This is a genomic window from Thermaerobacter composti, assembly GCF_033582035.1.
GTDB lineage: Bacteria > Bacillota > Sulfobacillia > Thermaerobacterales > Thermaerobacteraceae > Thermaerobacter > Thermaerobacter composti.
The window spans coordinates 341,495-362,949 of record NZ_CP132508.1 but is presented as its reverse complement, the minus strand read 5'-3'; the positions used below and the strand labels follow the sequence as shown (position 1 = coordinate 362,949).

Genomic DNA, 21,455 nt, shown 5'->3' with positions numbered 1-21,455 from the left:
GCGGGATTCCGTCACCGCCCGGGGTACACGGGCAGCTCCAGCAGTCGCCCCCGCGGACCCCGCGTGGCGGCGAAGAGCAGGACGGTGGCGATCTCATCCGGATCGATCCACCCGTCAGGGTCGGCGTTGGGGAGCGATCGCCGGTTGGCCGGCGTGTCCACGATCCCCATGGGATAGACCACGGCCACGCGGATGCCCCCGCCCGAGCGGGCGGCCGGCGGAGGCGACGTCCCCGCGGTCCCGTTCGTCGCTCCTGCCTGGGGCGTGGCCCCGTTTTCGTGAGCGTTCGCGCCTTCGCCGGGGGATTTCGCCCTTGCAACGGGGGGTATCTCCCGCCCACCCTGCCCCGCTTCCGCTACCGACGGTGGGACTTGCACCTTCGGCCGCGCCTCCCCGTGCCGTTCGCGCAGCTCGGCGTCCAGAGAACGAAGGAACGTCGCCACGGCGCTCTTGGCCGCCGCGTAGAGGGCGGCCCGGGGCCCCGCGCCCCGCCACGCCGGACCCGAAGCAAAGCCCGCGATGAAACCCTCCCCCTGCTCGAGCATGAGCGGCAGCACCGCCCGCACGGTGTAGAACAGCGTCCGCACGTTGAGGTCGAAGAGCCGCTCGTACTGGGCCGGATCCACCGCATCCACCGGCCCCCCGGCGTAGGTACCCACGGTATGGATCAGACCGTCGACCCGCCCCATGCCCTCCCGGACCCGCCGGGCCAACGCCTCGGCCTCCGCGAACTGCGTCAGGTCCGCTGTGAAGGACATGACCCCCAGCTCCCGCGCCCGGGCGGCCAATGCCTCGCGGGCCCGGTCCAGGTCGGCCAGGACCAGCCGTGCCCCGGCGGCGGCGAAGGCGCGGGCGATGCGGCCTGCGATGGCCCCGGCACCGCCGGTGATGACCCACACCTGGCCGGAGAGACCCTCTTCAGGCATGCGTGCTTCCACCTCCAGCGGCGCCACCGCGGCCGTCTTGCCGGGCTCCACGGCCGGAAGGCCCCGCCGTCACCGGGCCGTGGTGAACCGTTCAGTGGTCGTTTTCAGCGGTCGGTGGCGGACCCCTTTCATGCGGCCTCTTCGGTCGCCTGCGCCGTCGCCGCTTCGACCCGGAAGCGCGCCATCTGCGCCTCCAGCTCCCTCATGGCCCCGTTCAGCTGGTCGGCCAGGTCCGCGATCTGCGCGGCCGCGGCCTTGAGCTGCTCCACGTTGGACGAGACCTGCTCCGCCGCCGCCGCGTTCTCCTGGGTCACCGCCGCGACTCGCTCCACGGACTTCTGCACCTGGGAGGCGCTGGCGGCCATCTCCTCGGTGGCGGCCGTGTTCTCCTCCGTCACCGCGGCCACGGCGTCGAAGGTGCGAACCAGCTGGGACGTGCTCTCGGAGAGTTCGCCGATGGACTCCCGGATGCCCTGCAGGTCGCCGCGAACCCCCTCCGCGGCTTGGAGGATGTCCTCGAGCGCCGTGCGCGTCTCCCCCACCAGCGTGGAGCTCTTGTCGAGCTCCGCCATGACGGCGTCGGTCGCGTCCACCGCCTCGGCCGTAGCGCCTTGGATCTGCTCGATGAGGCCGGCGATCTCCCGGGCCGAGTGGGCCGACCGCTCGGCGAGCTTGCGGACCTCGTCCGCGACGACGGCGAACCCCCGCCCGGATTCGCCGGCCCGGGCCGCCTCGATGGCCGCATTCAAAGCCAGCAGGTTGGTCTGCTCGGCGATGTCCGAGATGACGTTGGTGATGTGCCCGATCTGCGCCGACAGCTCGCCCAGGGCGCGCATCCGCTCCGCCGTGCGCGAGGCCGCCTCCCGGATCCGGCGGGCGCCGTCCAGCATCTGCTGGATGACGTCCGCGCCCCGGACGGCGGTGGCGGCCGCTTCCTCCGCCCGCTGGGACGTTCGCTGGGCATTCGCCGTGGCCCCTTGGACCAGCTGGGCGACCCGATCCAGCAGCTGGTGGGTCGCTTGCAGCTCCGTGGCGGTCTGCTGGGCGCCGGTCGAGATCTGGCCGATGGCTTCGCCCAGCTGGCTGACGGCCTGGCGCATCGCCTCCGACGCCTGCGCCTGCTCGGTGGCGCCCGAAGCGACCTGGGCCACCGCGGCCGCTGCCTCGGACGCACCGGCCGCGGTCTCCTTCGAGGTTTGGGTCAGGCGGGCGGCGATGGTCCGCACCGTCTCGACCGACGCGCCGATGGCCGCCACGGTCGCCTTGAAGTTCGCCAGCATGTGGTTGAGGGCCGCGACCGTCTCGCCCACCTCGTCCCGGTTCCCCACCTTCAGCGCGGCGACCGTCAGATCCCCGGCCGCCAGCCGCCGGGCCAAGCCGGCCATGCCGCGCAGGGGGACGAGGGTCGCGCGCAACAGCAACCACACCGCGATCGCACTGGCGACCAGGCCGGCCACCGCGGTGGTCACCATCGTGCTCCAGGCACGGCGCTGGATGGCGCCCTGCCGGTCCGTCGCCTGCTGAGCCAGGGTGTCGCCGAATGCGACCACCTGGCCGACCACCTCGTTCAGCCGTGAGGCCGGCGCGCCCAGCTCGGCCCGCGCGCGGCGGGCTTCCTCCAAGGCGTAGGATCGGCGGGCCAGGATCGAGCTCACCACGGACTCGTAGGCCCGGGTCGCCTCCTCCAGCTCACCGGCGATTTGGCGCCCCCTCTCGGTGCGCACCAGCCCCTGGATCTGTTCGACCAGCGCTTGGAGTTGGGCGCCCGCCTGTTGGGCCTGCTCGCGCAAGCGCTCGTCGCCCGTGAGGAGGTAGTCGCTGACCGCCGCCTGCTGCCGCTGGGCCACCAGCTGCACCTGATCGCCCAGCTCCTGGACGGTGCGGATGCGTTGGATCTCCTGGCTCGTGGCGATCAATTGGCGCATGGTGGCCAGGCCTGTGTAGGTGACCAGGGCGCCCAGCACCATGACCACGCCGAACGACACGCTGAGTTTGAACGCCATGCCATACCGCCGTTTCACGGGGCCCTCTCCTTCCCAACTCGGCGCGCTGCGACTCTTGCGCGGCGTGTCCGGCACTCGAAGTTCGGGCGGTGAAGTCCTCCTGCGACTCGAGCGGAGAGTGGAGTCGGGGAAAGAGGTGGCTCGGCTACACGGCTCCCGCCCCCAGCGACCTGGAGACTCGCTGGCGTTCCTCACCCGTCTCTCACCTGCGGTTATCGACCAAGGGGGCGGTGGATTGAGAGCCGGTTCGTCCGCATGGCCGGGCACAGAGCGGGAAGGGCCTGGCCATCCGCCAGGCCCTTCTCCACCCGTCGAGGTAGCCAAGTTCCGCCGCGTCGAAGGGACGGGGTGCGACGGAGACGGTGGGGGCAGAGCTCGCACCCCACCCCCTCCGAATCCTGGTTCACCGTGAGGGTCGCATGCGGCTGGTGCCTGCTGGCGGTGACGGGCCGACCGGACGGACTGCGGAACGCCCGGCGCGCCGAACGGTTCGCATCCGGAACGGTCGCTCGGAACGCCGGACCACGGCCCCCGGCCTCAGCACTCGCTGTAGCCGCAGGCCAGGCACTTGCTGCAGCCCTCCTCGTGCACCAGGGCGTGGCTGCCGCACTCCGGGCAGAGGTTCATGCTGAGCTCGCGGCCGTTGCCGCCGGTGATGCGGACCACCGCTCGTTCCGTGGTGGAGGCGCCGGACACCGCGCCAGCCGAGGTCGACTCCCGGGTCGCCGGCTCCGGCTCGCCGTCCCCTGCCTCGCCCGCCGCCGAACGGGCCGCCGCCACCGCCTCCCGGGCCTGCTGCGCCGGATCCGTGGGGAAGACGGTGAGCTGGCCGGCGGCCACCTCGTCGACGGGGTCGCGGTCCACCTTGCCCGCCAGGTAGTCGTCGAGGAACTGGGCGATGGCGTCGGGCACCGACAGCACCCGGTTGGGCCCGAAGCCCACGGAGCGGCTGCCGCCGATGCCCCGTAGCTGCTCCACCACCTCGTGGGGGTCGATCCCCGCGCGGAAGGCCAGGGACACCAGCCGGGCGATGGCCTCGGTGAAGGCGGCCACGTCGGAGCCCGCCTTGCCGATCTGGGCGAAGAGCTCGAACGGGTAGCCGTTGAAGGTGTTCAGCGTCAGGTAGAGGTTGCCCAGGGGCGTGGTGCGCCGCACGGTGAACCCGTTGAGCTTGCTGGGCCGCTCGATGGGCCGGATCTTCCCCCACGTCACCCTCATGGCCCCCGCGTGGCCGGCTGCGGCGCCGGAGCCGGGTCCCGCGGCCGTACCCGACGCGGTGCCCGACGAGGCCGCAACCGTCGCAGGCGTGGCCACCGCGGCAGACCGGCCGTCGCCCTCGCCGCCGGCGGCTCGCCCCTTGCCCTCGCCGAAGCCGCGACCCTGCTTGCTCCTCCCGCCGTCGTCCAGCTTGTGCAGCACGCCCTCCCGGCTGCCGTCGCGGTAGTAGGTGATCCCCTTGCACCCCAGCTCGTACGCCAGCCGGTAGAGGGTCCGGACCTGGTCGACCGTGTGCTCGCGCGGCGCGTTGACCGTCTTGGAGATGGCCGCGTCCACGTACTGCTGGATCACGGCCTGCATGCGCACGTGCTCCTCCGGCGTCAGCTGGTCGGCGGAGACGAAGTAGTCGGGCACCGGCTCGTCCGGGTGCTCCTCCAGCCACTGCCGGTACAGCTCGTGGTAGACGATGTGGGTGCCGGTCCGATCCGTCCGCTTGAAGGAGAAGGCGAAGACCGGCTCGATGCCGGAGCTGACGCCGGCCAGCAGGCTCGTGGTCCCCGTCGGCGCCTGGGTGAGCAGGAACCCGTTGCGGATGCCGTGCTCGGCGATCAGCCGGCGGATGTCCTCCGGCAGCCGCTGGATGAACCAGCCCTGGAGGTACTTCTCCTTGTCGAACAGCGGGAAGGGCCCCTTCTCCTTGGCCAGCAGGGCCGAGGTCCGGTACGCCTCGTCGCGGATCAGCCGGTACACCTGCTCGCAGACCTCGAAGGCCTTCTCGCTGCCGTAGCGGATGCGCAGCTTGATCAGCATGTCCGCCAGCCCCATGGTGCCCAGGCCGATGCGCCGGATGCCGTATCGCTGCGCCTTCTCGTTCTCCGGGAAGAAGTACTCCGTGGCGTCGATCACGTTGTCCAGGAAGCGGACGGCGACGGCCACCGTCTCCCGCAACCCCTCGAGGTCGAGTTCGCCATCGTGGACGAACGCGGCCAGGTTGATGGCGCCCAGGTTGCACACGCCCCAGGGCCCCAGCGGCTGCTCGCCGCAGTTGTGGGCCACCAGGCCGTTGGCGATCAGCGAGTGGGTCACCGGCTCCGTGGTGTCGTACACGTCGGCGGTGCCCGCCGGTTCCACCGCCACCACCCGCGTGGTGTACGTCTCCCGGTTGGAGCGCCGCGCCTTGCCGGCCACGAAGGCCGCCACCTTCTCCTGTTTGCGCGGGCTCAGGAACCCCACCTCGGCGAGGAACCGGTCGCGGTTGGCCTTGTCCAGGACGAGCTCGTACTGGGGGGCGATGGCGTAGCGCCGCCGCCGGCGGCGGCTGTCGGGCAGCCGGCTCTCCCCAGCGGCCCGTCGCTCCCGCAGCGCGGCCACGATGCCCAGGTTCAGGAGGAGCAACTGCACGTCCTGCAGCAGCGCCTTCGAGCTGCTGGCCAAGCGGATCGAGCAGGACTTCTTGGCGTCGGTCCGGTTGACGGTGCCGTCGCTGGTGAACAACCCCTGCAGGAAACCCACCACCGCCTCCCGGGGAGCGCGCCACAACGCCTCGGGGACCCGCTTCTCCCGCGCCTTGACGGCCCGGACCCCCAGGCTCTCGAAGAAGGTGGCCACCGTGCTCCCGTACAGCAGCGTCGTGGTGTGGTTCCGGGTGCTGACCGCTCCGCGGACGCCGAACCAGCGGCGGATCCGCTCACGGATCACCGGCAGGACGTCGGCCTCGTCGCAACCGAAGACGAACCCCACCCGGGGCTTGCCTTGATCGCGGTACAGGTAACCGTCGCCCGTCAGCCAGCCCAGCACCTGGCCGAGCTCGCGGCTCCAGGTTCGGGGCGGGGCGGCCTCGCCCCGCTCGATACGCCCCCGCATGCGGCCGCGGGCGGCCACCGCCCGGTGCCATTCGTCCGGCAGCTGCGGGTCGGCCGGCCAGGCCCCCTCGCCGGACTGCAGGAACAGCACGTCGCCGGGGCGGAGGTCCTTGAGCGCCACGTAGCCCGCCGGCGTCAGGAAGGGATGATCCGGCGTGGCCACCACCTCGAAGCCGTGCTCCGTGACCAGCCGCATGACTTCGGCTTGCCGTCGGGTGAGCATGACCGGCGCCGCCGGACGCAACCGGGTCCCCAGGCGCGGGAAGCCGGCGCCCGCACCCACCACCTGCAGCGCGGCGTCCTCCGCCCGCAGGTCGGTGAGGACGGTGACGGGACGGCCCTCCCGGTAGAGCTCTTCCATGGTCTTGAGCCCTTCCGCGGTGGCCAGGCGCGTGGACCCCACGAAGCAGGGGTTCACGCAGTTGATGCGCTCGCAGTACCAGCTGTTGGAGCGCTTGTTCACCCGCTCCATGAAGACGACGCCCGGCTCCCCCGAGGCCCACGCCGACTCGCAGATCAGCTCCCACAGGTCGCGGGCCCGGACGGTCTTGTACACCTTGCCGTTCCACTTCAGGTCCCAGGGCAGGTCCTGCTGGACCGCCTCCATGAAGGCGTCGCTGATGCACACCGACAGGTTGGCGTTGGTGATCTTGGTCAGGTCCCGCTTGACGGTGATGAACTCCTCGATGTCGGGGTGGTCGTCGTCCAGCATGAGCATCAGGGCGCCGCGCCGGCTGCCGCCCTGGATCACGCTGCCGGTGGCGGTGCTGTAGACCTCCGCCCAGGAGACCGGGCCGCTGGCGGTGCCGTTCACGCCCTTGACGTACGTGCCGCGCGGGCGCAGGGTCGAGAGGTTCACCCCCACGCCGCCGCCGCGGGACATGATCTCGACCATCAGCGAGACGTTCTCCATGATCCCCTTGCGGCTGTCCTCGGGCGAGGGGATCACGTAGCAGTTATAATAGGTGACCTTGTTGCCGGTGCCCGCGCCCGCCAGGATGCGGCCACCGGGCACGAACTTGAAGCCGTCGAGGGCCTGACGGAAGCGTCGTTCCCAGACCTCCCGCTGGCCCGGCTCCTCCACCTCGGCGATGGCCCGGGCCACGCGGTCCCACATCTCCTCCGGCGACGACTCGACCGGCTTCCCGTCGGGACCCTTCCGGGCGTAGCGGTCCAGGAAGACGGTCTTCCGGATCCCCGTCAGTTCCATCGGCGGCCCTCCTCCTCATGGCTGCCAAGAGCTTGTCCCCGTGCCCACGACGCCGCGGCCGCCTGCCCCCGCGGCCCCAGCGCCGAGCAGCCGGACCCGCACCTCCCAGCGGAAGGGAGGCAAAGGTTCGACGGCACTACGACGCTGGGGCCCCGCCGGTCGCCCCCGCGGCGGTCCCATCGGCGGCCGACGCCGGTGCGTCCCGCGGGACCACGCCGTCCTGGGGGCGCGGCCCGTCGCCCGCGTCCGCCGCCCGGGTGGCGGGCGCCGCGGCAGCAGCGTCGGCGCCGTCGGCCGGTTCGTCCCCCGCCAGCAACCGGTCCAGCTCGCGGCGGAAGGTCTCGATGTCCTTGAACTGGCGGTAGACCGAGGCGAACCGGACGTATGCCACCTGGTCCACGTGGCGGAGGCGCTCCATGACCATCTCGCCGATCACCTTGCTCGGGATCTCCTTCTCGTACCGGCTGCGCAGCTCGCGCTCGATCTCGGCGGCGATGGCCTGCAGGCGCTCCACCTCCACCGGTCGCTTCTCGCAGGCGGTCAGCATCCCGCGCAGGACCTTTTCGCGATCGAACCGCTCGCGGCGTCCGTCGCGCTTGATCACGAAGAGGGGGGTCTGCTCCACCTTCTCGTAGGTGGTGAAGCGCTCCCCACAGCGCTGGCACTCCCGCCGCCGCCGGATGGCCATGCCCTCCTCCGTCGGCCGGGAGTCCAGCACCCGCGTGTCGGGGGCGTGACAGCGCGGGCAACGCACCGACTCCCCCCCCCTTCGCCCCGCTCGCCGGGCACCGGTCGGGCATCGGTCGCGGGCTGCGTCCGTCGGCCCCTGCCCCGCGGAAACCCACCTACATCTAGGCGTCTCGACACGATCATCCACTACATTTTGTTAAAGCACGCCGAGGCAGGCTTCGCCACCCGCCGGGGCCATTCCTGCCGCCCGTGACTCTTCCCGCCCGGACGAGCCGGCTGCGCTCCGGCCGCGCCAGCCGACAACGGAGGGGCGCCCTCGCAGGGGTCGCCGGAGCCCGGCAAACATCCATTCCCCTTGAGCGTGCCCCATCGACGGCGGGGTCGCAAATCGCCGTCGAGGCGCTGACGGCCCGTCCCGCCGCATCCTGGGCCGTTGGCGCCCGTGGCGCCGACCGCTTGCAGCATCCGCCGCCTCCCACCCTGGCGCCCCGAGGTGACCCCACCCTGGGGGTGCAAGCGGCCGGTCAAGGCGCAGACGTCGCCCGCCAGCCCCGGAGGCCGCCCGCGCGGCGTCCCCGCTGCGCCGGTCCGGTGGGGCGGTTCGCCGGCGCGGCGGGCGCACGGCCCGGACCGATCCCGCCCGGGCGGCGGGCCTGGGCGGCCCGGGCGCGACGGGGGTGTGGTCGTCAGCGGCGTCGCGGCAGCCGGCCGTCCCGGGTGGTGCGGTCCGGCCGGCGCGGGCGCCATGGGGGTGCCGTCACGGTCGGCGTCGCGGCGGGCGGCCGGCCCGGGTCGCCTCGGTCGACGGCCCGAGCCCGTGCCGGCAACATCCGGTGGACGACCCTTGCGGGTGGAAAGACTCTTTGTGTAGTGTGAAGTGGTAGACGTGCGGGGCCCCTGCCGCCAACCGGTCGCCGCCGCCCGGCGGCCGCGGGCCGTTGCTGGCAGCTCGCCCCGACCCCGCAGCTGCGCCGCCACCTCGAGGGCCCGGATGCCGGTGGCGGGCGGGACCCCGTCCCCAGGGTGCACCCCACCGGGCGCCCGGGGTGGCTGGCGACACTCGTCGGCCGGAAGGAGGAGCTTCCCGTTGAGCCGGGTCCAGACACCGGAGCAACAGCCGCCGGCGTCCGGGGGGCGGAAGTCGCTGATCGGACGGCTCGCCGACTGGATCTTCAACAGCGCCCTCTGGAAGTCGATGTACATGAACCCCTACCCGCGGGACCGGCGCACCCGCGGGCTGGCCGTCTTGAACAGCCTCTTCCTCCACCTGCACCCGGGCCGCATCAGCCGTCAGGCCCTGACGTTTCGCTACACCTTCGGGCTCGGCGGCACGTCGTTCTTCATGTTCATCATCCTGACGGTGACGGGCATCTTCCTCATGTTCTACTACGTCCCGGCCGTGCCGCAAGCCTACTTCAGCATCGAGGAGCTGGAGACCACCGTCGCCTTCGGCCAGTTCTTCCGCAACATCCACCGCTGGGCCGCCCACGCCATGGTCCTGCTGGTGTTCCTGCACATGCTGCGGGTGTTCTACACCGGGGCCTACAAGCCGCCGCGGCAGTTCAACTGGGTGATCGGCGTGGTGCTGCTGGTCCTGACCTTCTTGATGAGCTTCACGGGCTACCTGCTCCCCTGGGACCAGCTGGCCTACTGGGCGGTGACGGTGGGCACCAACATGGCCGGCGCCACGCCGTTCGTCGGCGACAAGCTGAAGTTCCTCCTCATCGGCGGATACGACATCAACCAGAACACCCTGATCCGGTGGTACACGCTGCACGTCTTCGCCCTGCCCCTGGTGGCGGCCGTGTTCATGGGCATGCACTTCTGGCGGGTGCGCAAGGACGGGTTCTCCCGCTAGCGCGCCGCCGGCGCGGGGCCCGACGGCGGATCGGCTGCGACGGGTCCGGTCACCGTCGGTGGGTCCGGGGGCCGCTCCGCCGGGCCCCGATCCGATGCCATCTGCAGGCCCGGGCCGGACGAGCGCGGCGGCGCCCCACCGGGCCCCGCGCTGCCGCGGTTTCCGCGAGGCGCGGCATGACGGGTAGGGCACGAGGAGGGAAGCTCCGTGGCACAGCCGCAACCGGTCAAGGCCGCTTCCGGCGAGGAGCCCAAGCGGCCCAATCCCAAGGAGCAGGTGACCGTCTGGCCGCACCTGCTGCTCATCGAGTTCGTCGGCGCCCTGATCTACACCATCGGGCTGTCGATCCTCGCCATCTTGATCAAGGCGCCGCTGCTCGACCTGGCCAACCCGACCCACACGCCGAACCCGGCCAAGGCGCCCTGGTACTTCCTCAACCTGCAGGAGCTGCTGCTGCACATGCATCCCAGCCTGGCCGGTGTGATCGTGCCGGGGCTCGTGCTGGTGCTGATCGCCGCCATCCCGTACATCGACACGGATCCGTCGGACACCGGGGTGTGGTTCTCGGGCGAGAAGGGCCTGCGCATCTTCAAGTTCTCCTTCGTCTACACCGCGTTGATCGTGGTGGGGCTGGTGCTCTTCGACGCCTTCTTCGCCGTCAACGTCGGCGGCGTCGACTACATCGGCACGCGGGGCGTGGTGGCCGCGATCCTGCAGCTGTTCATGAGCCCGGAGGCGATCCACGCCCAGGCGCAGCTGGTCGAGTGGATCGCCGGCGTGGTGATTCCGCTGATCGTCATGGCGGCGGTGCCCGGCGTGCTGGCCGCCATCGTCCGCAAGCGGTACCAGGCCAATACCCGCGAGACCATCATCGCGCTGTTCACGGTCTTCGTCGCCTCCTACGTCGTGCTGACCATCATCGGTACGGGCTTCCGGGGCGAGAGCCTGCACCTGGTGTGGCCGTGGCAGCTCGAGCCGCCCCACTGAGGGGAGTCCGCGGGGAGAGGGCGCGGTTCGGCCGCTTGCGGCCGGTCCATCCGGCTGCGTACGATGCTGGACGTTGGAGGGATCGGGAGCATGGCCGACGATCGGGAACGGGGTCCCGAGTCGGAAGGCGGAGCCGGCGCGGGACAGCCTGATGCCAAGGATGCACGGCCTGCCGGTGAGGCCCCGGCGGGCTCGGCCGGCCGCTCCGGCGGCGCGGAGGCGGCCGGTGGCGCGGAGTCGGCCGGCGGCGCGGGGTCGGGGGCGGAACGGCCGGCGGCGGCCGCACCGTCCGTCGGGGGCCGCCAGGCCGCCGGGTCGCCGGCGGGGGGCACCGGGCCTGCAGCCGCCGGCGCCGCGGGTCCGCAGGGCCATCGCGGCGCGGGCACCCCGTCGAAGGTCGACCCCGAGAAGCTGGCCGCGGCCAAGGCGGCGGCCGCGCGGGCGGCTGCGGCCAAGGCTGCGGGCGGCGGTGCCGGTGGCGGGGCGGCCGCGACGGCGGCAGGGGGCGTTGCGCGACCCGCGGCGCGAGCCGGCGGCCACGGCGCAGCGGCCCGGCGGGACGAACCGGTGACGCGCCGCGACTTCCTCCACTGGGCGCTGTGGGGGTCGGCGTTGCTGTGGCTGGGGCACTTCGCCGGCAGCTTCGCCAACTACTTCTGGCCGCGGAAGGTGGGCTTCTTCGGCCAGAAGATCAACATCGGGCCGGCCTCCAACTTCCCGGTGGGGTCCGTGACCAAGATCGACGCGGGCAAGTTCTACCTGGTCCACGTCGAGGAGGGCATGATCGCCCTGTACTGGCGCTGCACCCATCTGGGCTGCACGGTGCCGTGGAAGCCGGAGGAGCGGCCGGACGCCGGCGGCTGCTTCTGCTGTCCCTGCCACGGCTCCCAGTTCAATAAGGTGGGCGAGAAGATCGGCGGCCCCGCGCCGCGGCCGATGGACTACTTCCCCATCGAGATCGACGAGGCGGGCAACGTGTGGGTGGATACCGGCCGCGTCCAGCAGCGCACCGCCTTCAGCCCCGACCAGCTGACGCCGGTGCCGCGGGCGTGATGCCCCGCGTCTTCGGCGGCGACGCCCTGGCCAGGAGGAGGTGAGCCGCCGTGTTCGAGGTCCTCGAGTCCGTGGAGCTTCTCGCCGTGGCGATCACGATCTTCCTCTGCCTCTGGGCGGTCGATACCGTGGAGCGGTTCACCGGCCGCCCGCTGGAGACGTCGGGCGAGGACGAGTGAAGGCCGCCCACGCACCCACGCGGAAAGGAGTCGCAGCCTTGAGCAAGCGGAAAGTGGTCGCCCTCAGCCTGCTCTGGGCCCTGATCCTGATCCTGCAGGGCTACTGGCTCTTCGAGGGCCAGCGGATGTCCAGGGCAGCCGAAGCCGCGCGGGAGGAACAGGCCGCCCGGGGCGCCCAGCTCTACGCCCAGAACTGCATGGTCTGCCACGGACCCGTCGGCGAGGGCATCATCGGGCCGCCGTTGAACCGGGACGCGTTCCGGGCGGAGGGCAAGCCGCCGGTCCAGGTCGCCACCATCCAGGACTCCCTGACCAAGACCATCGCCCGGGGCCGCCCGGGGTTCGATAGCCATACCTGGTTGGTGGAGGACGGCAAGATCCACTCCTACACCCGGATGCCGGCGTGGTCCACCGCCGACAACGGCCCGCTGAACGAGCAGCAGATCCGCGACCTGGTCACCTTCCTGATGTACGGCGACTGGCAGGAGCCCAGCAAGCACGCCGCCGCCCCCGAGGTGGCGCGGCTGACGGTGACCGAGTACGTCCAGAATCCCGACACCGGCGCGCAGGAGCAGCGCACCCGACCCGTCACCGCCCAGGACCTAGACGTCCAGGCCAAGGGGTTGACGGAGGAGGAGAACCAGCAGGCCAAGGAGCTCTTCGTGGAGATGAACTGCATCCAGTGCCATACCCTGGGCAGCTACGGCGGGGTCGTGGGCCCCAACCTGACCCAGGCCGGCGAGTGGCTCCCCAGCCAGGAGTTCGTCGAGCGGTGGATCGCCAACCCGCAGGACTTCGCCCCCTGGGAGCGCATGCCCTCGGTGTGGCACGGGCAGGGCACGCCGCTGGACCTGACCGAGACCTATCGGGAGGAGCAGGACAAGTTCCGCAGCATCATGCCCCCTTACGAGGACGCCATGTCACCGGAGCAGATCCGCCTGCTGGCCCGCTTCCTGATGGGTCTTGGCGACGTGGAGAAGCGGAACGCCGCATCGCTCCCCGCTCCCTCCGGCGGCGGGAGCAGCCAGGGTCCGGGCCAGGGCGGCGGTGGCGACGGTGGCGGCGCCGCGGGTGCCGGCGGGGGTTCGTGATGATCGCAAGAGCAGGGGTGCCGCGGTCCGAAGGGGCACCGGTGGGCAGCCGGTGCCCCTTGGTGCCATGTCCGGGCCTTCGCCTTCAGAGCCGTTCGGTCGCTCGCCGTCGGCGCGGGCCGCACCTCGACCTGGGCATGGCGTGGACGGTTGCGGGTTCGTCCGCGGCGGCGGTGCCCCTGGACCCGCGCTGGGATCGACCGCCAGGGAGCACCGCCGTGGGTGGCTGCCGAGCGCACGGAGGCACGGACCGACCATGACGTCACCGAGACGGGTCGTCACGATGCAGGCGGTTCCCAGAGATCTGGCCCGCTCCGGCTGGATCGGCCAGCCCGCAGTGCAGCCCGGGGCTCCGTGGAGCTGGGCCATCGCATGCCTGCTCCTGGGGTGGGGTGCGGGATCCCTGTTCCGGCTGCGTGCCCTCCTGGGCATCAACGTCCTGGACATGTTCGGGTTCTGGTGCCTGGTGGGTGCCGGCTTGTGTGCCGCCCAGTTCTTCACGGCCATGCAGGTCGTCGACGGCCGGCGCCGGCTGTTCGAGGCGCTGGAACGACTGTCCGGCGGGTTCGTCAAGGTGGCCATCCCCGGCGCCGCCCATCGCGGGCGCGGCGGGGCGGAGGTGCTGGTGGCGACCGCGGACCGGGCCTGGGTGATCGGCACGCTGGACGTGTCGGCCTCCGCCCGCCCCAAGGCGGCGCGCAAGCGGCTGGTGGCCGCCGCCGATCGCCTGGTGGCGGAGAGCCGGATCCTGAGCGCAGAGCTGGCGGCGGCCGGCGTGCGGTGGCCGGCCGAGCCCGCACCGGTGCTGGTGCTCACGCGTCGCCCCGTCCACGGTCCTCTGCTGGAGTGCGGCGTGTGGCAGGTGAACCCGGAACATCTCGTCAAGTTGTTGGACGAACGCAGCGCGGCAACCCGCGTCCGCGGCAGCCTGCACGCGGCCCTGGCCGCCTGGCATGACCGGCGGGCCCTGCAGGCGCAGCACCGGCGCCGGCGCTGAGAGGCAACCGAGGGCGGCGGTGGTGTGCGGCTCCAGGGCCATCCCAGGGGCAGCCGAACCTGCAGGCGCAGCACCGGCGCCGGCGCTGCAGCGCGGCTGCGATGCCGGGACAGGGGAAGCCGAGCCACCACTGCGGTCGCGGGCCGCGACGGGGGGATCCCGTCGGGGAAGCCCCGAAGCCCCTGGGAGCGTTCCCCCGGATCCGTCGGGCGTGAGGCCGGCCGCGGATCGGGTGGGCCTGGGAAGCACCGCCCGCATGCCCCATGCCCCGCGTGCGCCGTGCCCCGGGGGCCGGGCGTGCCGGAGGGGGGGGGGCGCGTCGGATGGGCCTCACCGACCGGAGCCGCCGCGCGCTGCAAGGAGGACGAGGTGGGACATGCCTTCGTTCCTGCAAGTGGCCTTGCTGCTCGCCGTGGTGATCCTCGCCGCCAAGGGCGCCGGGGCCCTCTCCAAGCGCCTGGGCCAGCCCGCCGTGTTCGGCGAGTTGTTGGTCGGCATCCTGCTGGGGCCCTCGCTGTTGGACATCCTGCACTGGCCGGTCTTCACCGACCCCCACTACCTCGAGCAGCTGGTCCGCGACCTGGCCGAGCTCGGCGTCATCTTCCTGATGTTCCTGGCCGGTCTGGAGACGGACCTGACGGAGATGCGCAAGGTGGGCACCGCGGCCTTCTTCGGGGCGGTCGGCGGCGTCGCCCTGCCCTTCCTGGCCGGCACCGGGGTGGCGCTCGCCTTCGGCTTCCCCACCTACGAGAGCGTGTTCATCGGGACCATCCTCACCGCCACCTCCGTCAGCATCACCGCCCAGACCCTGCTGGAGCTCGGGCGCCTGCGCTCCCGGGAAGGCACGACGATCCTGGGCTCCGCCGTGATCGACGACGTGATGGGCATCGTCATCCTGTCCGTCGTGGTCGCCCTCCACCAGGCCGGCCTGGGCGAGGGTCCCGGCACCGCACCCGGCGCCGGCGCGGCGGGGATCGCGACGCTGCTCCCCATCGTGCTGCGCATGGCAGCCTTCTTCCTGGCCGCCCTCGCCGTCGGCCGCTGGCTGCTGCCGCCGGTGCTCCGCGCGGCCGCCCGCTGGCCTGGGACGGAGCCGCTCTTCGCCGTGGCCCTGGTGGCCGGGCTGCTCATGGCCGTCGCCGCGGAAGAGCTCGGCGGCGTCGCCGCCATCACGGGCTCGTACATGGCCGGCGTGATGTTGACCTTGCATCCCGATCTCAAGCACCACGTGGAAGAGCGGCTGGCCGTCCTGGCCTACGGCTTCTTCGTCCCCATCTTCTTCGTCAACATCGGGTTGGAGAGCGACGTGGTGGCGGCCGTGGCCGAAAGCGGCGCCGGCTTCCTCATCCTGATCCTGGCGGCCGCCGTCCTCGGCAAGGTCATCGGCTCCAGCCTCGGCGTCCGTCCCTTCGGCTTCCGCTGGATCGAAGCCCTCCGGGTGGGCATCGGGATGGTCAGCCGGGGCGAGGTGGCGTTGATCGTGGCCGGCATCGGCTTGCAGGAGGGCGTGATCTCGCAACCCGTGTTCTCCGTCATGGTGGTCATGACCCTGTTCACGACCCTGGTCACACCCGTCCTCTTGCGCTGGTCCTTCGGCCGTGCGCCCGATTCGCCCTCGGGGGCCGCCGCCTATCAGCCGGTGCCGGGAGCCCGGTCCGGCGAGGCGGATTAGGGAGCGCGAGCGGCGGGTGTGCCCAACTTCCCGGCGGCGAGACCGAAGTCCGAAACGGGGCCGCGACGGAGCGCCAGGCGCACCGTCGCTCCCGTCCCCCTCGCCCTTCGGCGCGGCCACCGCACGCGGCCTACCGGCGTGATGAAGGAGGTCATGGCAATGAAGCTCTTGGTCGCGGTCGACGGTTCCCCGCCCTCGGGCCGCGCCCTTGAGCTGGCCGCCCGGCTCGTCCAGGGCCGCCAGGGGGCGCGGCTGGTGCTGGTGCACTGCGTTCCCGGGATGAGCGGCGACCTGTTCGTCGGCCCCGATGCGGTGTACCGCTACCTGGAGGAGTCGGAGCGCCTGGGGCGATCCATCCTGGACGCGGCGACCCGGCGTCTCGGCGAACCGCGGCCGCCTGTGGAGACGGTCCTCCGGCGTGGCGAGCCGGGACGCGAGATCGTCGCCGAGGCCGAGCGCCAGCGCCCCGACCTGGTGGTGGTGGGCCTGCGCGGGCTGGGGCGCGTCACCTCCGCCCTGCTGGGCAGTGTCAGCGGGTACGTGCTGGAACACTGGCGCGGGCCGGTGCTGGTGGTGCATTGAGCTGGGAGGCGGGCACCGCCCTGCCTGCCCACCGGCCCCGGCCGGCCCATCCCATCCATCCCCCTGCCGCCGCGCGGGACGAAGGTGGCGCTACATTCCGCTGCGGCCCATGACCATCAGCGACACCTCGGCCCACCGCATGAAGGCGTCGGGCCAGATCCCCAGGACCAGGGTGAAGAAGAAGCAGACCGCCAGCACCGTCCAGATCGGGGCGGGCACCGGCACCGCCGTGTCGGGCACGGGCGCCTTCTCCGCCGGCACCACGTACATGTGCCGCACCAGGTTGTAGTAGTATCCGACCGAGATCACGCTGTTGAGCGCCACCAGCACCGGCAGCCACAGGTTGCCGGCCGCCACCAACGCGCGGAACACGCCGAACTTCGCCATGAACCCCGCGGTGAACGGAAGCCCCACCAGGGAGACCAGGAAGACCACCAGCAGCGCCGCCAGTAGCGGCTCCCGGCGAGCGAGCCCGGTGAAGTCCTGCACCGTGCGGCCCTCGCCGTGCACCTGCAGCGCGGTGATCACGGCGAAGGCGCCGACGTTCATGAAGGTGTAGGCCATCACGTAGTACAGCACGGCGGTCCGGCCGAGCTCCGACGCCGCCGCCACGGCCGCCAGGATGTATCCCGCCTGGGCGATGGACGAATAGGCCATGAGCCGCTTGACGTCGGTCTGCCGGAGCGCCGCCACGTTGGCCACCGTCATCGTCAGCACGGCCAGGACGACGAAGGCGGTCTGCCAGGCCTCCTGGGCTCCACCCATCCCGCCGTAGAACACCCGCAGGATGGCTGCGAACGCCGCGCCCTCCGACACCACCGCCAGATAGGCGGTGATGGGCGTGGGTGCGCCCTGGTAGGCATCCGGCAGCCAGAGGTGGAAGGGCACGGCGCCGGCCTTGAAGGCCAGCCCCGCCAGCAGGAAGGCGACCCCCAGGGCCAACATCGGCACCGGCACGCCGGCGGCCGCCTCGCCCTGCAGCACCTGACCGACCTGGCGCGCCAGCTCGACCAGGTCGAAGGTGCCCGTGACACCGTACACCAGCGAGACGCCGAAGAGCAGGATGCCCGAGCTCAAGGCCCCGTTGAGGAAGTACTTCAGCGCCGCCTCCTGGGAGCGCGGGTCGGTGCGCATCAGCCCCGCCAGGGCGTAGGAGCTCAGCGACAGCAGCTCCAGCCCCAGGTAGAAGGTCAGCAGGTTGGCCGCCCCCGCCATGAACAGGGCCCCGGTGGTCGCCAACAGCAGCAGGCTGAAGTACTCGCCCGGGGCGATGCCGCGCTGGGCCACGTAGTCGATCGACAGCAGCGCCACCAGTGCGGTGGCGATCAAGAACACCGCCTTGAAGAACGCGGCGTAACCGTCGCTGGACACCATGCCACCCAGGATGGGACCCGGCTGGGCGACGTCGCGGCGGATGACGATCATCGCCACGACGACGCCGAGCACGGCCAGATAGCCGATCCAGTCGCGGCGCCCTGCGGCCGTCCCCGGGGCCGCCGCGCCGGTCTCACCGCCCTGCCCCGCCGCCTCGTCGCGCCCGCCGGCGAAGGCGTCGGCCAGCAGGAGGACCATGGCCGTCACGGCCAGCACGATCTCGGGCAGGAGATAGATCAGTTCCCCGGCCGACAGCACCGGCATGCTCACATCCCTCCCAACTTGGCGACGAACTGGGCGACGGGCGTGCTCAGCACCTGGGTCAACAGGCCGGGCATCCACCCCAGCAGCAGCATGGCCGCCACCAGCGGCACGAAGGTCGCCAGCTCCCGCGGCGTGACGTCAGGGAGCCCGCTCCACTCGGGCCTCGGAGCGCCCATGGTCACCCGCTGCAGCATGGTCAGGTTGTACATCGCCGCCCCGACCAGCCCGACCAGGGCGACGTAGACCGCGGTGGGGAACACCGGCAGCGTGCCCATCAGCGTGAAGAACTCGCCGATGAAGGTGCTGAACCCGGGCAGACCCAGGTTGGCGAAGGCGGCGATGCCCAGGAAGGTGGCCCCCACCGGCGTGGTGCGGAACATGCCGCCCAGCCGGTCGAAGTCCCGGGTGTGGGTGCGGTCGTACCAGAAGCCGACCAGCAGGAACAGCAGCGCCGACGCCAGCCCGTGGGCCACCATCATGAAGACCGCCGCCATGGTGGCGGACTGCCCCGCCTCCAGGATCACCTGCGGGTCGCGCCCCGCCAGCTGGGCGGCCTGGGCGACCCCCGGCGCCGCGGCGGCCGCCGCCAGCGCCAGCACCACGAACCCCATCTGGCTGACCGAGGAGTAGGCCACCAACCGCTTGAAGTCCCGCTGCCCCAGGGCGGTGAAGGCGCCATAGAGGATGGCGACCACGGCCAGCGTCGCCAGCGCGCCGGCCAGGTCGCGGGCCACGTCGGGCAGCGTCGGCCACGTGATCCGCATCATGCCGTAGGTGCCCAGCTTCAGCAGCACCGCCGCCAGGATCACGCTGATGGGCGTCGGCGCCTCGACGTGGGCGTCGGGAAGCCACGTATGGACGGGCCACATGGGCGTCTTGATGGCGAACCCGACGAAGAGCAGCAGGAACAGGGGCAGCTTGAGGGCCTCGGGCACCGCCGCCGGGGCGCGCCGCGCCAGCTCCACCATGTCGAAGGTGCTGGCGCCGGTGAGCAGGTAGAGTGCGAGGATGCCGACGATCAGCACGATGCTGCCCACCAGCGTGTAGATGAAGAACTTCAGCGACGCGTAGTCCCGCCGCGGACCGCCCCAGACCCCGATGAGGAAGTACATCGGGATCAGCGACAGCTCGAAGAACACGTAGAAGAGCAGGTAGTCCAGGGCCAGGAACACGCCGAAGATCCCGGTGACCAGGAGCCCCAGCAGCACCCAGTACTCCTTGACCCGCTCCTCGATGCCCCAGGAGGCCAGCGCCGCGATGGGGGCGATCAGCGCGGTCAAGGCCACCAGCGGCAGCGACAGGCCGTCGACGCCCAGGTAGTACCAGGCGCCCAGGGTGGGGATCCAGCGGTAGCGCTCCACGAACTGGGGCCCGCCGGCCGCCGGGTCGAACCCGGCCCACACCGCGGCCACCAGCAGCAGCGGCACCGCCATCGCCACGGTGCCCACCAGGCGAATGGCCCGGTGGTTCTCGCGCGGGATCAGCAGGGTCAGCAGCGCGCCCGCCGCCGGCACCCCCAGGATCAGGCTCAGGTAGGGCAGCGACGCGGACATCACCACAGGCCTCCCGTCCGTTGCAGGATCAGCAGCGCCAGCAGCACCACCCCGGCGAACAGGGTGAGCATGTACCCCTGGACCAGGCCGGTGGACCAGCGCCGCACCACCTCGCCCACGCCGGCCACCAACCCGGCCACCCCGTTGACGATCCCGTCGATCACCAGCCGATCGAACCCGGCCGCCAGCCGCGCGACCCAGGACGAACCGGCCAGCACCACGACCTCATAGGCCCGGTCGAAGAACCACTTCTCCTGGAGGACGAAGTAGGGCGTCGCCAGGGCGCTGCGCAGCGTCGCCGGCGAGATCCACCCCAGCCCGTAGACGACGATCCCCAGCAGGATGCCCGCCACGGCGAACAGCGTGCCCGTCAGGACCACCAGCGACTCCGGCTCGTGGGCGGCCTGGTGCTCCCCGAAGGTGATGAACTCGTGGACCGGCGCACCGAACAGCGCCGGCGCCAGGAAGCCGGCGGCGAAGGCGGGGATGGCCAGCAGCACCAGCGGCCAGCGCAGCTCCGGCCCGCCCTCGTGGGCATGGGCGAACCGCTGCTCGTCCCGCGGCCTGCCGAAGAAGGTCAGTACCACGGCCCGCGTCATGTAGAAGGCGGTCAGGCCCGCCGTCACGGCACCGACCCAGAACAGCACCGGATAGCGGGAGTGATAGGCGGCCAGCAGGATCTCATCCTTGGAGTAGAAGCCGGAGAAGGGCCAGATGCCCGCCAGCGCCAGCGTGCCGACGATGAAGGTCAGCGCCGTCAGCCTCATCTTCCGGCCCAGGCCGCCCATCTCGCGCATGTCCTGCGTATGCACCGCGTGGATCACCGCGCCGGACCCCAGGAACAGCAGCGCCTTGAAGAAGCCGTGGGTCCACAGGTGGAACATGGCCGCGCTGTAGCCGCCGACGCCCAGGGCCATCACCATGTAGCCGAGCTGGCTGACCGTCGAGTAGGCCAGCACCTTCTTGATGTCCGTCTGGACCACGGCGATGGTGGCCGCCAGGAAGGCGGTGAACGCGCCGAGGAACGCCACCACGGCCAGCGCCGTGGGCGCCTCGGCGAAGATGAAGTAGGTCCGGGCGATGAGGAACACGCCCGCCGCGACCATGGTGGCGGCGTGGATCAGGGCGCTGACCGGGGTCGGGCCGGCCATGGCGTCGGGCAGCCAGACGTGCAGCGGCGCCTGGGCCGACTTGCCCACCGCCCCGCCGAAGATCAGCAGCGCGGCGACGGTCATCGCGCGGGTGAAGTCGGGCGTCCCCGCGCCCGCCTGCTGCTCCACCCACGCCTGCCAGTCCGCGAAGCGCAGGCTGCCCGTCAGCTGGAACATGTACCAGAAGCCGGCCATCATCAGCACGTCGCCGATGCGGGTGGTGATGAAGGCCTTGTACGCCGCCGCCTGGTTCTCCCGCTCCTCGAACCAGTGACCGATCAGCAGGTAGGAGCAGGCGCCCATGATCTCCCACCAGATCAGCCAGAACACGGCGTTGTCGGCGATCACCAGCCCCAGCATGCCCGCGGTGAACAGGGAGATCAGGGCGAAGTACCGGTTGTAACGGGCGTCGCCGTGCATGTAGCCCAGGGAGAAGACGTGCACCATCAGGCTGACGAAGGAGACCATCAGCAGCAGGGCCGCCTCCAGGTTGTCCACCCGGAAGCCGACGTCCAGCGCGAAGGAACCGAACGCCAGCCACCGCCAGGCGGCCTCGTAGGCGTCCGGCCGCGCCACGGCATCGCGGAACACCCCGAGCGACAGGGCCGTCGCCGCCAGCATCCCCGCGACGCCGATCCAGCCCGCCCGCTCGCCCAGCCGGCGGCCGACGAACACCGTCAGGACGAAGGCCGCCAGCGGAAAGAGCGGGATCAACCAGGCCGACTCCACCACGCCGCCTCACCTCGCACTCCCGTCCGTTCCCTCATCCATCGGCCCATCGCCGG

The 21,455-nt window shown here is 71.7% G+C and carries 15 protein-coding genes; 8 read left to right on the top strand and 7 right to left on the bottom strand.

The window, feature by feature from the left end; genetic code table 11:
- Window positions 1-11 precede the first annotated feature (11 nt).
- The 4 genes from Q5761_RS01495 to nrdR form a co-directional block, all read right to left on the bottom strand.
- Window positions 12-926 carry an SDR family oxidoreductase gene (locus Q5761_RS01495; protein WP_318750911.1) on the bottom strand — a complete coding sequence of 305 codons (915 nt, stop codon included), beginning with the start codon at window positions 924-926 and terminating at the stop codon, window positions 12-14.
- 128 nt (window positions 927-1,054) lie between these two features.
- The gene (locus Q5761_RS01490; protein WP_318750910.1) at window positions 1,055-2,947 is read right to left on the bottom strand and encodes a methyl-accepting chemotaxis protein; all 1,893 of its coding nucleotides are present in this window, start codon (window positions 2,945-2,947) and stop codon (window positions 1,055-1,057) included.
- A gap of 519 nt (window positions 2,948-3,466) precedes the next feature.
- A complete protein-coding gene (locus Q5761_RS01485) occupies window positions 3,467-7,219 on the bottom strand; it encodes an LAGLIDADG family homing endonuclease (protein ID WP_318750909.1) in 3,753 nt (1,250 codons plus the stop codon).
- A 136-nt stretch (window positions 7,220-7,355) separates the two neighbouring features.
- Window positions 7,356-7,973 (bottom strand): transcriptional regulator NrdR, encoded by a 618-nt coding sequence (gene nrdR, locus Q5761_RS01480; protein WP_135224841.1) that lies wholly within the window; start codon window positions 7,971-7,973, stop codon window positions 7,356-7,358.
- A 1,023-nt stretch (window positions 7,974-8,996) separates the two neighbouring features.
- On the opposite strand from nrdR, the gene extP reads away from it, so the two are divergent.
- The 8 genes from extP to Q5761_RS01440 all read left to right on the top strand — a co-directional run bounded on the left by extP (window position 8,997) and on the right by Q5761_RS01440 (window position 16,328).
- Complete coding sequence (gene extP, locus Q5761_RS01475) at window positions 8,997-9,767, top strand: selenite/tellurite reduction operon b-type cytochrome ExtP (RefSeq protein ID WP_318750908.1); 771 nt, start codon at window positions 8,997-8,999, stop codon at window positions 9,765-9,767.
- A 207-nt stretch (window positions 9,768-9,974) separates the two neighbouring features.
- Window positions 9,975-10,754: a menaquinol-cytochrome C reductase gene (locus tag Q5761_RS01470; RefSeq protein WP_318750907.1), complete on the top strand. Its 780-nt coding sequence runs from the start codon at window positions 9,975-9,977 to the stop codon at window positions 10,752-10,754.
- 90 nt (window positions 10,755-10,844) lie between these two features.
- Window positions 10,845-11,807 carry a Rieske (2Fe-2S) protein gene (locus tag Q5761_RS01465; RefSeq protein WP_318750906.1) on the top strand — a complete coding sequence of 321 codons (963 nt, stop codon included), beginning with the start codon at window positions 10,845-10,847 and terminating at the stop codon, window positions 11,805-11,807.
- Between the two features lie 50 nt (window positions 11,808-11,857).
- On the top strand, window positions 11,858-11,986 hold the full coding sequence (locus Q5761_RS01460; RefSeq protein WP_256369299.1) for a hypothetical protein: 129 nt from the start codon (window positions 11,858-11,860) through the stop codon (window positions 11,984-11,986).
- Between the two features lie 38 nt (window positions 11,987-12,024).
- A complete protein-coding gene (locus tag Q5761_RS01455) occupies window positions 12,025-13,077 on the top strand; it encodes a c-type cytochrome (RefSeq protein ID WP_318750905.1) in 1,053 nt (350 codons plus the stop codon).
- 256 nt (window positions 13,078-13,333) lie between these two features.
- Complete coding sequence (locus Q5761_RS01450) at window positions 13,334-14,074, top strand: hypothetical protein (protein ID WP_318750904.1); 741 nt, start codon at window positions 13,334-13,336, stop codon at window positions 14,072-14,074.
- 376 nt (window positions 14,075-14,450) lie between these two features.
- On the top strand, window positions 14,451-15,746 hold the full coding sequence (locus Q5761_RS01445) for a cation:proton antiporter (RefSeq protein ID WP_135224834.1): 1,296 nt from the start codon (window positions 14,451-14,453) through the stop codon (window positions 15,744-15,746).
- A gap of 159 nt (window positions 15,747-15,905) precedes the next feature.
- Entirely contained in the window at window positions 15,906-16,328 is a 423-nt protein-coding gene (locus Q5761_RS01440) for a universal stress protein (protein ID WP_318750903.1), read from the top strand.
- A gap of 90 nt (window positions 16,329-16,418) precedes the next feature.
- Here Q5761_RS01440 and Q5761_RS01435 read toward each other — a convergent pair whose 3' ends face one another.
- Genes Q5761_RS01435 through nuoL form a run of 3 tightly spaced genes read right to left on the bottom strand, consistent with a single transcriptional unit; the run spans window position 16,419 to window position 21,399 of the window.
- Window positions 16,419-17,966, bottom strand: a complete 1,548-nt coding sequence (locus Q5761_RS01435; RefSeq protein ID WP_318750902.1) for an NADH-quinone oxidoreductase subunit N — start codon at window positions 17,964-17,966, stop codon at window positions 16,419-16,421.
- 2 nt (window positions 17,967-17,968) lie between these two features.
- On the bottom strand, window positions 17,969-19,519 hold the full coding sequence (locus Q5761_RS01430; RefSeq protein WP_318750901.1) for a complex I subunit 4 family protein: 1,551 nt from the start codon (window positions 19,517-19,519) through the stop codon (window positions 17,969-17,971).
- A complete protein-coding gene (nuoL, locus tag Q5761_RS01425; RefSeq protein ID WP_318750900.1) occupies window positions 19,519-21,399 on the bottom strand; it encodes an NADH-quinone oxidoreductase subunit L in 1,881 nt (626 codons plus the stop codon). The genes Q5761_RS01430 and nuoL overlap by 1 nt, the downstream gene beginning before the upstream one ends.
- Window positions 21,400-21,455: the final 56 nt, after the last annotated feature.